At 67.1% G+C, this 12,891-nt stretch carries 11 protein-coding genes and 1 pseudogene; 3 read left to right on the top strand and 9 right to left on the bottom strand.

Features of this window, described 5'->3' with window-relative positions; genetic code table 11:
- Window positions 1–23: 23 nt before the first annotated feature.
- The 4 genes from L3N39_RS05205 to trxA form a co-directional block, all read right to left on the bottom strand.
- Window positions 24–995, bottom strand: coding sequence for a CDP-6-deoxy-delta-3,4-glucoseen reductase (locus L3N39_RS05205; protein WP_237256226.1), 972 nt, complete (start codon window positions 993–995; stop codon window positions 24–26).
- 62 nt (window positions 996–1,057) lie between these two features.
- On the bottom strand, window positions 1,058–2,524 hold the full coding sequence (gene ubiD, locus L3N39_RS05200) for a 4-hydroxy-3-polyprenylbenzoate decarboxylase (protein WP_237256225.1): 1,467 nt from the start codon (window positions 2,522–2,524) through the stop codon (window positions 1,058–1,060).
- A 121-nt stretch (window positions 2,525–2,645) separates the two neighbouring features.
- A complete protein-coding gene (gene rho / locus L3N39_RS05195) occupies window positions 2,646–3,905 on the bottom strand; it encodes a transcription termination factor Rho (protein ID WP_237256224.1) in 1,260 nt (419 codons plus the stop codon).
- 227 nt (window positions 3,906–4,132) lie between these two features.
- Window positions 4,133–4,459 carry a thioredoxin TrxA gene (gene trxA, locus L3N39_RS05190; protein WP_043218273.1) on the bottom strand — a complete coding sequence of 109 codons (327 nt, stop codon included), beginning with the start codon at window positions 4,457–4,459 and terminating at the stop codon, window positions 4,133–4,135.
- Window positions 4,460–4,630: 171 nt separating this feature from the next.
- Here trxA and ppx point away from each other — a divergent pair, with 171 nt between their 5' ends.
- Complete coding sequence (ppx, locus tag L3N39_RS05185; RefSeq protein ID WP_237256223.1) at window positions 4,631–6,133, top strand: exopolyphosphatase; 1,503 nt, start codon at window positions 4,631–4,633, stop codon at window positions 6,131–6,133.
- 51 nt (window positions 6,134–6,184) lie between these two features.
- Here the strand turns inward: ppx and ppk1 are convergent, their stop codons facing one another.
- Both ppk1 and hemB read right to left on the bottom strand, forming a co-directional pair.
- Window positions 6,185–8,389, bottom strand: coding sequence for a polyphosphate kinase 1 (gene ppk1, locus L3N39_RS05180; protein WP_237256222.1), 2,205 nt, complete (start codon window positions 8,387–8,389; stop codon window positions 6,185–6,187).
- Between the two features lie 13 nt (window positions 8,390–8,402).
- The gene (gene hemB / locus L3N39_RS05175) at window positions 8,403–9,416 is read right to left on the bottom strand and encodes a porphobilinogen synthase (RefSeq protein ID WP_237256221.1); all 1,014 of its coding nucleotides are present in this window, start codon (window positions 9,414–9,416) and stop codon (window positions 8,403–8,405) included.
- A 281-nt stretch (window positions 9,417–9,697) separates the two neighbouring features.
- Here hemB and elbB point away from each other — a divergent pair, with 281 nt between their 5' ends.
- Both elbB and L3N39_RS05165 read left to right on the top strand, forming a co-directional pair.
- Entirely contained in the window at window positions 9,698–10,363 is a 666-nt protein-coding gene (gene elbB / locus L3N39_RS05170) for an isoprenoid biosynthesis glyoxalase ElbB (RefSeq protein ID WP_237256220.1), read from the top strand.
- A 147-nt stretch (window positions 10,364–10,510) separates the two neighbouring features.
- Window positions 10,511–10,978: a thioesterase family protein gene (locus L3N39_RS05165; RefSeq protein ID WP_237256219.1), complete on the top strand. Its 468-nt coding sequence runs from the start codon at window positions 10,511–10,513 to the stop codon at window positions 10,976–10,978.
- On the opposite strand, the pseudogene L3N39_RS05160 reads toward L3N39_RS05165, so the two are convergent.
- The 3 genes and pseudogenes from L3N39_RS05160 to L3N39_RS05150 all read right to left on the bottom strand — a co-directional run bounded on the left by L3N39_RS05160 (window position 10,963) and on the right by L3N39_RS05150 (window position 12,890).
- Window positions 10,963–11,443, bottom strand: a pseudogene (locus tag L3N39_RS05160) (YaiI/YqxD family protein). The gene L3N39_RS05165 and the pseudogene L3N39_RS05160 overlap by 16 nt on opposite strands.
- A gap of 17 nt (window positions 11,444–11,460) precedes the next feature.
- Entirely contained in the window at window positions 11,461–12,093 is a 633-nt protein-coding gene (locus tag L3N39_RS05155; protein WP_237256218.1) for a LysE family transporter, read from the bottom strand.
- A 38-nt stretch (window positions 12,094–12,131) separates the two neighbouring features.
- Entirely contained in the window at window positions 12,132–12,890 is a 759-nt protein-coding gene (locus tag L3N39_RS05150) for a TerC family protein (protein ID WP_237256217.1), read from the bottom strand.
- Window position 12,891: the final 1 nt, after the last annotated feature.

Here is a 12,891-nt window from a genome sequence, read left to right as displayed (position 1 = left end):
GGCGTTCTGCTTTTTAGTGGATATCAGTCCTCGCGTGGCGCGTAGGCGAAGACGTCGGCGCGCATCTGGTGCGGGTTCATGCCGGCCTCGACCAGCGCATCCAGGGTGCCGTAGACCATCGCCGGCGAGCCGCTGGCGTAGACGTGCAGCGGCTTGAGGTCGGCGAAATCCTCGCGGATCGCCTCGTGCAACAGCCCGCAGCGACCGCTCCAGCCGCAGACATCGCTGACCACCTGGTGCAGGTGCAGGTTCGGCATGCGCTGCCAGTCGTCCCAGTGCTGCAGGCGGTAGAAGTCCTCGGGCCGGCGCACGCCCCAGTACAGGTGCACCGGATGGGCAAAGCCAGCGGCGCGGCAGTACTCGATCAGGCTGTGCATCTGCGCCATGCCGGTACCGGCAGCGACCAGCACCAGCGGCCCGTCGGGCAGCTCGGCCAGGTGGGTATCGCCGAACGGCAGCTGCACGCGGGCGAAGCCCTGCCGGCGGATGAAGGCCAGCAGCGCGCTGGCCGACTCGTCCCGCGCCAGCACGTGCAGCTCCAGCTCACGGCCGCTGCCCGGCGCCGACGCCAGCGAGAACGCCGACCACTCGCCGTTCTCGCGCTGCATCAGCAGGTATTGGCCGGCGTGGTAGCGCGGCAGGCGGCCCGCCGGCAGGCGCAGCGACAGGCGCACCACGTCGCCGCCGACCTCCTCGTAGCCGGCCAGCTGGCAACTCAGCTCGCGCACCGGCAGCTCGCCGGGGGCCAGCACGCCGTCCCAGTGCAGCACGCAATCCTCCAGCGGCTCGGCCAGGCAGGCCAGCAGCTCGCCGTGATCGCGCACCTCGCCACCCTGGCGCACGCGCCCCTCCACCAGAAGGGACGCACAGATATGGCAATTGCCGTTGCGGCAGCTCTGCGGGCACTCGAAGCCCAGCCGCCTGGCGGCATCGAGGATACGTTCGCCGGACCGTATTTCGAGTACGGCGCCGGATGGTTGCAAGGTCACTTTCATCTGCACGTCGATCGTTGAGCGGATGTTCCGCCAAGGCTGCCGGGCGTCTGCGCGCCCTGTTGTCAGTCGATACCCAGCTGGTCCCAGAGTTCATCGACCCGCCGCTTCACCGCCTCGTCCTGGACGATGGCACGGCCCCACTCGCGGCTGGTCTCGCCCGGCCACTTGTGGGTCGCGTCCAGACCCATCTTCGAGCCCAGCCCGGAGACTGGCGAAGCGAAGTCGAGGTAGTCGATCGGGGTGTTGTCGATCAGCACGGTGTCGCGCTTGGGGTCCATGCGCGTGGTGATGGCCCAGATCACGTCATTCCAGTCGCGGGCGTTGATGTCGTCGTCGGTGACGATGACGAACTTGGTGTACATGAACTGGCGCAGGAACGACCAGACGCCGAGCATCACCCGCTTGGCATGCCCGGGGTACTGCTTCTTCATGGTCACCACCGCCATGCGATAGGAACAGCCTTCGGGCGGCAGGTAGAAGTCGACGATTTCCGGGAACTGCTTCTGCAGGATCGGCACGAACACTTCGTTCAGCGCCACGCCGAGGATCGCCGGCTCGTCCGGCGGCCGGCCGGTATAGGTGCTGTGGTAGACCGGATTCTGGCGATGGGTGATGCGCTCGACGGTGAACACCGGAAAGGTGTCGACCTCGTTGTAGTAACCGGTGTGGTCGCCGTAGGGGCCTTCCGGTGCGGTCTCGCCCGGGTAGATATGCCCCTCGAGGACGATCTCGGCGTAGGCCGGCACCTGCAGGTCCGAGCCGATGGCCTTGACCAGCTCGGTGCGCGAGCCGCGCAGCAGGCCGGCGAAGGCATATTCGGAGAGGGTATCGGGCACCGGCGTGACCGCACCGAGGATGGTTGCCGGATCGGCACCCAGCGCCACGGCCACCGGATAGGGCCGGTCCGGATACTTCTGGCACCACTCGCGGTAGTCGAGCGCGCCGCCGCGGTGGCTCAGCCAGCGCATGATCACCTTGTTGCGGCCGATCACCTGCTGGCGGTAGATGCCGAGGTTCTGCCGTTCCTTGTTCGGCCCGCGGGTGATGGTCAGGCCCCAGGTGATCAGCGGCGCGGCGTCCCCCGGCCAGCAGTGCTGCACCGGGATCTTCGCCAGGTCGACGTCGTCGCCCTCGAGGATCACTTCCTGGCAGGGCGCATCCTTGAGTACCTTGGGCGCCATGCTGATGACCTTCTTGTAGATCGGCAGCTTGCTCCAGGCATCCTTCAGCCCCTTCGGCGGCTCCGGCTCCTTGAGAAAGGCCAGCAGCTTGCCGATCTCGCGCAGCTCGCCGACGTCCTCGGCGCCCATGCCCAGCGCCACCCGCCCGGGCGTGCCGAACAGGTTGCCGAGCACCGGCATGTCGAAGCCGGTCGGCTTCTCGAACAGCAGCGCCGGCCCCTGCTTGCGCAAGGTGCGGTCGCAGATCTCGGTCATTTCCAGCACAGGCGACACGGGTGTGGCGATGCGCCTGAGCTGGCCGCGCCGTTCCAGGCCGCTGATGAATTCGCGCAGATCACGGTACTGCATGCATGAGCCTCGCAGGGTCCGGCAGGGTTCGGCCGCAGAGTGTAGCCGCGGGCCGGGCAAATCCAAACCGGCAGACAGACGAAGGCCGGGTTTCCCCGGCCTCGGTGAAACGACCCGACGCTTACTTGCGCTTCATCGACATGAAGAATTCGTCGTTGGTCTTGGTGTCCTTGAGCTTGTCGAGCAGGAACTCGATGGCCGCGATCTCGTCCATCGGATGCAGCAGCTTGCGCAGGATCCACATGCGCTGCAGTTCGTCCTCGGCGGTCAGCAACTCCTCGCGGCGGGTGCCGGAGCGGTTGATGTTGATCGCCGGGAACACGCGCTTCTCGGCGATGCGACGATCCAGCTGCAGCTCGAGGTTGCCGGTGCCCTTGAATTCCTCGTAGATCACCTCGTCCATCTTCGAGCCGGTTTCCACCAGCGCGGTGGCGAGGATGGTCAGGCTGCCGCCTTCCTCGATGTTGCGCGCCGCGCCGAAGAAGCGCTTGGGCTTCTCCAGGGCGTGGGCGTCGACACCACCGGTCAGCACCTTGCCGGAGCTCGGGATCACGGTGTTGTAGGCACGCGCCAGGCGGGTGATGGAGTCGAGCAGGATGACCACGTCCTTCTTGTGCTCGACCAGGCGCTTGGCCTTCTCGATCACCATCTCGGCGACCTGCACATGGCGGGTCGGCGGTTCGTCGAAGGTGGAGGCGACCACTTCGCCGCGCACGGTGCGCTGCATCTCGGTCACTTCCTCCGGGCGCTCGTCGATCAAGAGGACGATCAGGTGGCACTCGGGGTTGTTGCGGGTGATGTTGGCCGCGATGTTCTGCAGCATGATGGTCTTGCCCGCTTTCGGCGGGGCGACGATCAGGCCGCGCTGGCCCTTGCCGATCGGCGCGGTCAGGTCGATGACGCGGCCGGTGAGGTCCTCGGTGGAGCCGTTGCCGGCCTCCATCTTCAGCCGCTCGTTGGGGAACAGCGGGGTGAGGTTCTCGAACAGGATCTTGCTCTTGGCGTTTTCCGGGCGATCGTAGTTGATCGAGTCGACCTTGAGCAGGGCGAAGTAGCGCTCGCCTTCCTTCGGCGGGCGGATCTTGCCGACGATGGTGTCACCGGTACGCAGGTTGAAGCGGCGGATCTGGCTCGGCGAGACATAGATGTCATCGGGGCCGGCCAGGTAGGAGGAATCCGCGCTGCGCAGGAAGCCGAAACCGTCCTGCAGGATCTCCAGCACACCATCACCGGAAATCTCCTCGCCACTCTTCGCATGCTTCTTGAGCAGCGAGAAGATCACGTCCTGCTTGCGCGAACGGGCCATGTTTTCGATGCCCATCTGTTCGGCCATGTCCAGCAGTTCGGTGATGGGCTTTTGCTTGAGTTCGGTCAGATTCATAGAAAGATCAAGGAGGGGTCGGAAGCGTGGGCTTGGGCGGCCGAGCTGCAGGAGACGAACGAGGGTTCGTTGTGCTTCAAGAGGCTGAAGTGCGTCGGCGACGACATGCAAGAGGGCGACGAAGAATGCGTCGCGGGGCCGAATTTATCACCGCATGTCGCGAGCGTCCACCCTGCGCCCATAAAAAAGCCCCCGCATCTGCGAGGGCCTTGGCCGAGCCGGAAGGCTCAGATATTGCTGTCCAGGAAGGCCGCCAGCTGCGACTTGGACAGGGCGCCGACCTTGGTCGCCTCGACGTTGCCGTTCTTGAACAGCATCAGCGTCGGAATGCCACGCACGCCGTACTTGGGCGGGGTTTCCTGGTTTTCATCGATGTTCAGCTTGCACACCTTGAGCTTGCCTTCGTAGTCCTTGGCAATCTCGTCGAGCACCGGAGCGATCATCTTGCAGGGGCCGCACCACTCGGCCCAGTAGTCGACCAGCACCGGACCGTCGGCCTGGAGCACGTCCTGCTCGAAGCTGGTGTCGGTTACGTTGTGGATGTACTCGCTCATGGATGTCTCCAGGTTTCGAACAGAAAGTGGGCGTCATCATAGCCCCGTTGCCGGCGGATCGAAAGCCGCAGCCCATCGCCCGGCGCGCGCCCGGCGGCATGACGTCGCCCCGCGTTGGCGATGAGCTGTCGATCATGTCACGATGACGCGGTTCCGCTCCGAGACCCGCCCATGCGCACGACTTCCTCCGATGCCTTTCCCCTGATCGCCGCCCTGGACCTGGGCTCCAACAGTTTCCACATGGTGCTGGCCCGCACCAGCAACGGCGAGCTGCGGATCCTCGAACGGCTCGGCGAAAAGGTGCAGCTGGCCGCCGGCATCACCGAGCAGCGGCTGCTCGACGAAGCCGCCATGCAGCGCGGCCTGGACTGCCTGCGGCGCTTCGCCCAGCTGGTCAACCACCTGCCCGAAGGCGCGGTGCGCGTGGTCGGCACCAACGCCCTGCGCGAAGCGCGCAACCGTGCCGAGTTCATCCGCCGCGCCGAATCGATCATCAACCACCAGGTGGAGGTGATCTCCGGCCGCGAGGAGGCCCGCCTGATCTACCTCGGCGTCGCCCACACCTACCCCGGCGCGCCCGGCAAGCGCCTGGTCGCCGACATCGGCGGCGGCAGCACCGAGTTCATCATCGGCGAGCATTTCGACTCGCAGCTGCGCGAGAGCCTGCAGATGGGCTGCGTCAGCTATACCCAGCGCTTCTTCCGCGACGGCAAGATCACCCCGGCGCGCTATGCCCAGGCCTACACCGCGGCTCGCCTGGAGCTGATGGGCATCGAGCAGAGCCTGCGCCGGCAGGGCTGGGAACAGAGCATCGGCGCCTCGGGAACGATTCGCGCCGTGGCGCAGGCGATCCAGGCCGCCGGCCAGGGCAACGGCGAGGTCAACCCGGGCGGCATCGCCTGGCTCAAGAGTCGGCTGTTCAAGCTCGGCGACGTCGAGCGCATCGAGCTGGACGGCATCAAGCCGGACCGCCGCGGCGTGTTTCCCGCCGGCCTGGCCATCCTCGAGGCGATCTTCGACGCCCTCGAACTGCAGAGCATGAGTCATTCGGAGGGTGCCCTGCGCGAGGGCGTGCTCTACGACCTGCTCGGCCGGCATCACCGCGAGGACGTGCGCGACCGCACCCTGAGCTTCCTCATGGAGCGCTACCACGTCGATACCGCGCAGGCGGCACGGGTCGAGGCCAAGGCGCTGGAGGCCTTCGACCAGGTGGCGGCCGACTGGGGCCTGGACGACGAGCGCCTGCGCGAGCTGCTCGGCTGGGCCGCACGCATCCACGAGGTGGGCCTGGACATCGCCCACTACCACTACCACAAGCACGGCGCCTACCTGATCGAGCACTCCGACCTGCCGGGCTTCTCCCGCCAGGACCAGCAGATGCTCGCGCTGCTGGTGCGAGGCCACCGGCGCAACATCCCCAAGGCCCGATTCGAGGAGCTCAGCGAGGACGGCATCAAGCTGACCCGCCTCTGCGTGCTGCTGCGCTTCGCCATCCTCTTTCACCACATCCGCGGCCCGCAGCAGGCGCCGGAATACCAGCTCAAGGTCAGCGGCGACAGCATGGAAGTGCTGTTCCCCGGTGACTGGCTGCAGAGCAATCCGCTGACCGCTGCCGACTTCGCCCAGGAAGCCGAGTGGCTCAAGCGCATCGACTTCACGCTCAACGTGCGCTGACGAAAAGGCCCGGCACATGCCGGGCCTTGCCCCTCCTGCCGCGCGCCGGGCTCAACGCCCGGCGGTGTTGCTCAGCCGCTCGAGCAGGGTGTTCTGCACGCTGCGCGCGAGCTGGTTGCCGGTCGGACTGTTGCGCACGTAGCTGCCGTCGGGCTGCAGGATCCAGCTCTGCGTGTTGTCGGTGAGGAATGCCTCGAGCTCCTTCTTCACCCGCGTCACCAACTTCTTGCCCTCGACCGGGAAGCAGGTTTCCACGCGGCGGTCGAGGTTGCGTTCCATCCAGTCGGCGCTGGACAAATAGAGCTTCTCGTCGCCGTCGTTGTGGAAGTAGAACACCCGGCTGTGCTCGAGGAAGCGACCGATGATCGAGCGCACCTGGATGTTGTGCGAGACGCCGGCGATGCCCGGGCGCAGGCAGCACATGCCGCGCACGATCAGGTCGATGCGCACGCCGGTCTGGCTGGCCTTGTACAGCGCCTTGATCATCTTCGCATCGGTCAGCGAGTTGATCTTGAGGATGATGTGCGCCGGCTTGCCTTCGGCGGCGTGCTGGGTCTCCTGGGCGATCAGGTCGAGCAGCGCCTTCTTCAGGGTGAACGGCGAATGCAGCAGCTTCTTCATGCGCATCACCTTGCCCATGCCGATCAGCTGGCTGAACAGCTTGGAGACATCCTCGCACAGCGCGTCATCGGAGGTCAGCAGGCTGTAGTCGGTGTACAGGCGCGCGTTGCCGGCGTGGTAATTGCCGGTGCCCAGGTGCGCGTAGCGACACAGCTCGCCGTTCTCGCGGCGCAGGATCAGCATCATCTTGGCGTGGGTCTTGTAGCCGACCACGCCGTAGATCACCACCGCGCCGGCCTGTTGCAGGCGGCTGGCCAGCTGCAGGTTGGATTCCTCGTCGAAGCGCGCGCGCAGCTCGATCACCGCGGTGACCTCCTTGCCGTTACGCGCCGCCTCGACCAGCGCGTCGACGATCTCGGAGTTCGCCCCGGAGCGGTACAGGGTCTGCTTGACCGCCAGCACGTTCGGGTCCTTGGCCGCCTCGCGCAGCAGGTCGACCACGGGAGTGAACGACTCGAACGGGTGCATCAGCAGGATGTCCTGCTTGCCGACCACGCTGAAGATGTTCTCGCTGTTATGCAGCAACTTGGGAATCGACGGCGTGAACGGCGCGTACTGCAGCTCCGGGTGGCTGTCCAGGCCGGTGACGCTGAACAGCCGGGTCAGGTTGACCGGCCCGTTGACCCGGTACATCTCGCTCTCGGCCAGGCCGAACTGCTTGAGCAGGAAGTCGGCCAGGTGCTTCGGGCAGGTGTCGACCACCTCCAGGCGCACCGCGTCGCCATAGCGCCGCGAGATCAGCTCCCCGCGCAGGGCACGGGCCAGGTCCTCGACGTCCTCGGTATCGACCGAGAGGTCGGCGTTGCGGGTCAGGCGGAACTGGTAGCAGCCCTTGACGCGCATGCCATGGAACAGGTCGTCGGCATGCGCGTGGATCATCGAGGAGAGGAAGACGAAGTGGTCGCCCGCGCCGCTGACCTCCTCCGGCACGCGGATCACCCGTGGCAGCGAGCGCGGCGCCGGGATGATCGCCAGGCCCGAGTCGCGGCCGAAGGCGTCGATACCTTCGAGCTCGACGATGAAGTTCAGGCTCTTGTTGACCAGCAGCGGGAAGGGGTGCGTCGGGTCCAGGCCGATCGGCGTGATGATCGGCGCGATCTCGTCGCGGAAATAGCGCCGCACCCAGGCCTTGAGCTTGGTGGTCCAGTGGCGGCGGCGGATGAAGCGGATCTGGTGCTTGGCCAGCTCCGGCAGCAGCACCTCGTTGAGGATCGCGTACTGCCGCTCGACCTGCTCGTGGACCACCTCGCAGATGCGCGCCAGCGCCTGGTGCGGCTGCAGGCCGTCGGCGCCGGCCTGCTCGCGGGCGAAGGTGACGCGCTTCTTCAGCCCGGCGACCCGGATCTCGAAGAACTCGTCGAGGTTGCTGGAGAAGATCAGCAGGAACTTCAGCCGCTCGAGCAGTGGGTAGGACTCGTCCAGCGCCTGCTCCAGCACGCGGATGTTGAATTGCAGTTGCGACAGTTCTCGATGGATGTACAGGCTGGTGTCATCCAGGTTCGCAACCGGGGCGGGCGGCGCCGGTTCCGGTTCGACTGCCGGCGGCTCCGGCACCACCGGCTCGGCGGCCGGCCGGGCCGCCACCTCCTGCGCATCATCGATCTGCAACTGCGTTTCGCTGAGTCCCTGATTCATGTGTGCCCCGGGCTCACTGGCCCCGTTTCAGTTGTTGTGCGGCGTGCTTGGCGAAGTAGGTGAGGATGCCATCGGCCCCGGCGCGCTTGAAGCCGACCAAAGACTCGAGGATCACCGCCTCGGAAAGCCAGCCGTTCTGGATGGCCGCCATGTGCATGGCGTACTCGCCGCTGACCTGGTAGACGAAGGTCGGCGCCTTGAACGCCTCCTTCACGCGCCAGACGATGTCCAGGTACGGCTGCCCCGGCTTGACCATCACCATGTCGGCACCTTCGGCGAGGTCCGCGGCGACCTCGTGCAGCGCCTCGTCGCCGTTGGCCGGGTCCATCTGGTAGGTGTTCTTGCTGCCCTTGCCGAGGTTGCCGGCCGAGCCGACCGCGTCGCGGAACGGGCCGTAGTAGGCGCTGGCGTACTTGGCCGAGTAGGCCATGATGCGCACGTTGTGATGGCCGGCGACTTCCAGCGCCTCGCGGATCGCCTGGATGCGGCCGTCCATCATGTCCGACGGCGCGACCACCTGGGCACCGGCTTCGGCGTGCGACAGCGCCTGGCGCACCAGCGCATCGACGGTCACATCGTTCTGCACGTAGCCATCCTCGTCGAGGATGCCGTCCTGGCCATGGGTGGTGAAGGGGTCGAGCGCCACGTCGGTGATGATGCCGAGCTCGGGGAAGCGCTCGCGCAGGGCGCGGGTGGCGCGCTGGGCAATGCCCTCGGGGTTCCAGGCCTCGGCGGCGTCCAGCGACTTCTTCTCCAGCGGCGTCACCGGGAACAGTGCGAATGCCGGGATGCCCAGCGCGACCAGCTCCTCGGCCTCCTCCAGCAGCAGGTCGATCGACAGCCGCTCGACGCCCGGCATCGAGGGCACGCTCTCGCGACGATTCTCGCCGTCGAGGACGAACACCGGCAGGATCAGGTCATCGACGCTCAGCCTGTTCTCGCGCACCAGGCGACGGGAAAAATCGTCGCGGCGGTTGCGGCGCAGGCGGGTGGCGGGAAACAGCCGATCGGCAGGAACGAAGCTCACAACGGACTCCTGGCCCGCAGGGCGGGCGAATGTGACATAGATATAGGGCGGCAGCATGACAGAACGGTTACAGCCGGTTCCGCCACCGCGAATCCGTCATTGTGGCCAGCCGGCGCGCCCCATGCCAGTGCTTTGTCGCCCGCGCCGGTGGCCAGCGGAACGCCCACGCGCAGGCGCCATCCAATCGGCCATGCAGGGGCTTACCTGGCGACCGCCCAGGCTTTAGCATCGGCCTTGCACCCGCCCCGCCCGGGGCATCGAACCCATCCAGGAGTATCGCCATGAACAAGAAAGTCGCCGTGATCCTGTCCGGCTGTGGTGTCTACGACGGCTCGGAGATCTATGAGAGCGTCATCACCCTGCTGCGCCTGGACCAGCGGGGTGCCAGCGTGCAGTGCTTCGCGCCGGACATCCCGCAGGCCCATGTCGTCAACCACATGACCGGCGAGGAGATGCCCGAGAGCCGCAACGTGCTGACCGAGGCGGCGCGCCTGGCCCGCGGCAACATCAAGGACCTTCGCGAGGCGCGTGCCGAGGACTTCGACGCGCTGATCATGCCGGGCGGCTTCGGCGCGGCGAAGAACCTCAGCTCCTTCGCCAGCCAGGGTGCCGCCAGCCAGGTGCTGCCCGAGGTGCTGCGCGTGGCCCAGGAATTCGCCCGGGCCGGCAAGCCGGTCGGCATGATGTGCATCGCGCCGACCATGGCCGCGCAGATCTTCGGCAAGGGCGTGGTCTGCACCCTGGGCAGCGACGAGGACGATGCCGCCAAGGCGGTGGTGCAGATGGGCGCCGAGCACCAGCCCTGCGAGGTCAGCGACATCGTCGAAGACCCGAAGCACAAGCTGGTCACCACCCCCGCCTACATGCTGGCCGAGTCCATCAGCCAGGCGGCCGGCGGCATCTACAAGCTGGTCGACCGCGTACTGGAAATGACCCACGAGGCCTGACCGCCCGCCGCGGGCCGCCGCTGCGGCCCGCCTGCGACGCCACGCCGAGGGCGATCCGGCCAATCGAACCGTCGCACCCGCCCCGCCCCTGGCGTCGCGCCCTGCCCTGAGGCAGCGTGTCGCTTCCCTTGCGCGGAGCCTGCTGCGATGAACCGACACGGCGACCTGACCCTGGCCGAGCACGAAGCCGTGCGCCAGCTGTTCGAGCACATCCCCTTCAACCGCGAACTGGGCATGGAGCTGGACGAGATCGGCCCCGAGCGGGTGGTCATGCACCTGCCGATGAAGCCGCAGCTGATCGGCAACTTCGTCCACGGCATCCTGCATGGCGGGGTGATCGCCTCGCTGCTGGACGTCGCCGGCGGTGCCATGGCGATGGTCGGTGCCTTCGACCGCCACCGTCACCTGGACGAGGCCGAGCGCGCGGCCAAGCTGGCCCGGCTCGGCACCATCGACCTGCGCATCGACTACCTGCGCCCCGGACGCGGCCAGCGCTTCAGCGCCACCGCCATGCTGCTGCGCTCGGGCAACAAGGTCGCAGTGGTGCGTTCGGAACTGCACAACGAAGACGGCCTGCTGATCGCCGTCGGCACCGGCACCTACCTGTGCGGCTGAACGCGTGGCTCAGCGCTCGCGCATCAGCCGGGTGAGCAGGCGATCCAGGGCGTTGGCGAAGGCCTGTCGATCGCGCTCGCCGTAGGCGGCCTGGCCGCCGTACATCTGGCCCTGTTCGCGCAGGTCGGTGAACAGGTTGCGCACCGCCAGGCGCTCGCCCATGTTGCGCGGGTCGAACTCGCGGCCGCGCGGGTCAAGCGCCGCCACGCCCTTCTTCACCAGCCGGTCGGCCAGCGGCACGTCGCTGCAGATCACCAGCTCGCCGGGCTGTGCATGCTCGACCAGATAGTCATCGGCGGCATCCGGCCCGCTGGGCACCACGATCAGCCGCACGCAGGCGAACGCCGGCTTGACCTGGCTCTGCCCGGCCACCAGCACCACCTCCAGGCCGCGCTTGAGGGCGAACTTCACCACCTGGTCGCGGGCCGCGCGCGGACAGGCGTCGGCGTCGATCCAGACGCGCAGCGGCAGGGCCGGCTCGCTCACACCGCGGCCCGCCGCACGGTGGCCAGCAGCGCCGCGGCGCCGGCGAACATGGCGGCGAAGCTGCGGTTGACCAGGCGCTGCTGGCGCGGCGTGCGCAGCAGGCGCAAGACCTTCGCGGCGAGCCCGGTGTAGCCGGCCATGACCACCAGGTCGACCAGCACCATGGTCGCCGCCATCTGCACGTACTGCATCAGCAGCGGCGCCCGCGGGTCGAGGAACTGCGGCAGCACCGCGAGGATGAACACGATCGCCTTGGGGTTGCTGGCATTGACCAGGAAGCCGCGCAGCACCAGGCTCAGCGGCCGGCCGATGGGGCGCCCGATGGCCGGGTCATGCAGGGCCTCGGGCAGCGCCTGCCACTGCTTGAGCGCCAGCCACAGCAGGTAGGCGACGCCGAACCACTTGATCAGGCTGAAGGCCAGCGCCGAGGTCGCCAGCACCGCACCGACACCGGCGGCGACCACGGCAATCTGCAGCACCAGCGCCAGCTGCAGGCCGATGGCATTCCAGTAGCCGCGCCAGAAGCCGTACTGCAGCCCGCAGGACATCGAGGCGATGGCCCCCGCGCCCGGCGACAGGCTGATGATCCAGCACGCGGCGAAGAAGGCGAGCCAGGTTTCGAATGACATCTGCTATCTCCCATGCAGCCGGCAGCCGGCCGGTGCGATCAGTCCGGCATGTCCTTGCCGAGCTTGACCGGTTCCTTGAGCTTGCGCCGCATGGCCTTGCGCATGCGGATGTTCAGCGCCTCGACACCCAGCGAGAAGGCCATGGCGAAGTAGACGTAGCCCTTGGGCACGTGCACGTCGAACGACTCGGCGATCAGCAGCGTGCCGACTACGATGAGGAACGACAGGGCGAGGATCTTCAGCGTCGGATGGTGCTCGATGAAGTCGCTGATGGTGCCGGCGGCGGCCATCATCACCAGCACGGCGATGACGATCGCGGCAACCATCACCGGCACGTTGTCCACCAGGCCGACCGCGGTGATCACCGAGTCGAGCGAGAAGACGATGTCGATCACCGCGATCTGCAGGATGATGCCGATGAAGCCGGCCTTGGCCGCGCCCGCCGCCGACTGCTCCTGCTCCTCGCCCTCGACGCTGTGCCAGATTTCCATGGTGCTCTTGAACAGCAGGAACAGGCCGCCGAAGAACAGGATCAGGTCACGCCCGGACACGCCCTGCCCGAGCACGCTGAACAGGTCGTTGGTCAGGCGCATGACCCAGGCGATCGACAGCAGCAGCAGGATGCGCGTGCCCATCGCCAGGCCCAGGCCGAAGAAGCGTGCACGCGGCTGCTGGGCCTTCGGCAGGCGGCTGACCAGGATCGAGATAAAGATGATGTTGTCGATGCCGAGGACGATCTCCAGGGCGGTCAACGTCAGAAAAGCGACCCAGATTTCCGGGTTGCTGAGCCATTCCATA

This window comes from Pseudomonas oligotrophica, from assembly GCF_021726475.1.
Lineage (GTDB): Bacteria > Pseudomonadota > Gammaproteobacteria > Pseudomonadales > Pseudomonadaceae > Stutzerimonas > Stutzerimonas oligotrophica.
Note: the sequence above shows the minus strand (reverse complement) of the source record. Positions and strands in the feature narration are given on the sequence as shown.

Coding starts and splice junctions, on each gene's coding strand:
- L3N39_RS05205 (WP_237256226.1), bottom strand. CDS start 995: ATGAAAGTGACCTTGCAACCATCCGGCGCCGTACTCGAAATACGGTCC.
- ubiD (WP_237256225.1), bottom strand. CDS start 2,524: ATGCAGTACCGTGATCTGCGCGAATTCATCAGCGGCCTGGAACGGCGC.
- rho (WP_237256224.1), bottom strand. CDS start 3,905: ATGAATCTGACCGAACTCAAGCAAAAGCCCATCACCGAACTGCTGGAC.
- trxA (WP_043218273.1), bottom strand. CDS start 4,459: ATGAGCGAGTACATCCACAACGTAACCGACACCAGCTTCGAGCAGGAC.
- ppx (WP_237256223.1), top strand. CDS start 4,631: ATGCGCACGACTTCCTCCGATGCCTTTCCCCTGATCGCCGCCCTGGAC.
- ppk1 (WP_237256222.1), bottom strand. CDS start 8,389: ATGAATCAGGGACTCAGCGAAACGCAGTTGCAGATCGATGATGCGCAG.
- elbB (WP_237256220.1), top strand. CDS start 9,698: ATGAACAAGAAAGTCGCCGTGATCCTGTCCGGCTGTGGTGTCTACGAC.
- L3N39_RS05165 (WP_237256219.1), top strand. CDS start 10,511: ATGAACCGACACGGCGACCTGACCCTGGCCGAGCACGAAGCCGTGCGC.
- L3N39_RS05155 (WP_237256218.1), bottom strand. CDS start 12,093: ATGTCATTCGAAACCTGGCTCGCCTTCTTCGCCGCGTGCTGGATCATC.
- L3N39_RS05150 (WP_237256217.1), bottom strand. CDS start 12,890: ATGGAATGGCTCAGCAACCCGGAAATCTGGGTCGCTTTTCTGACGTTG.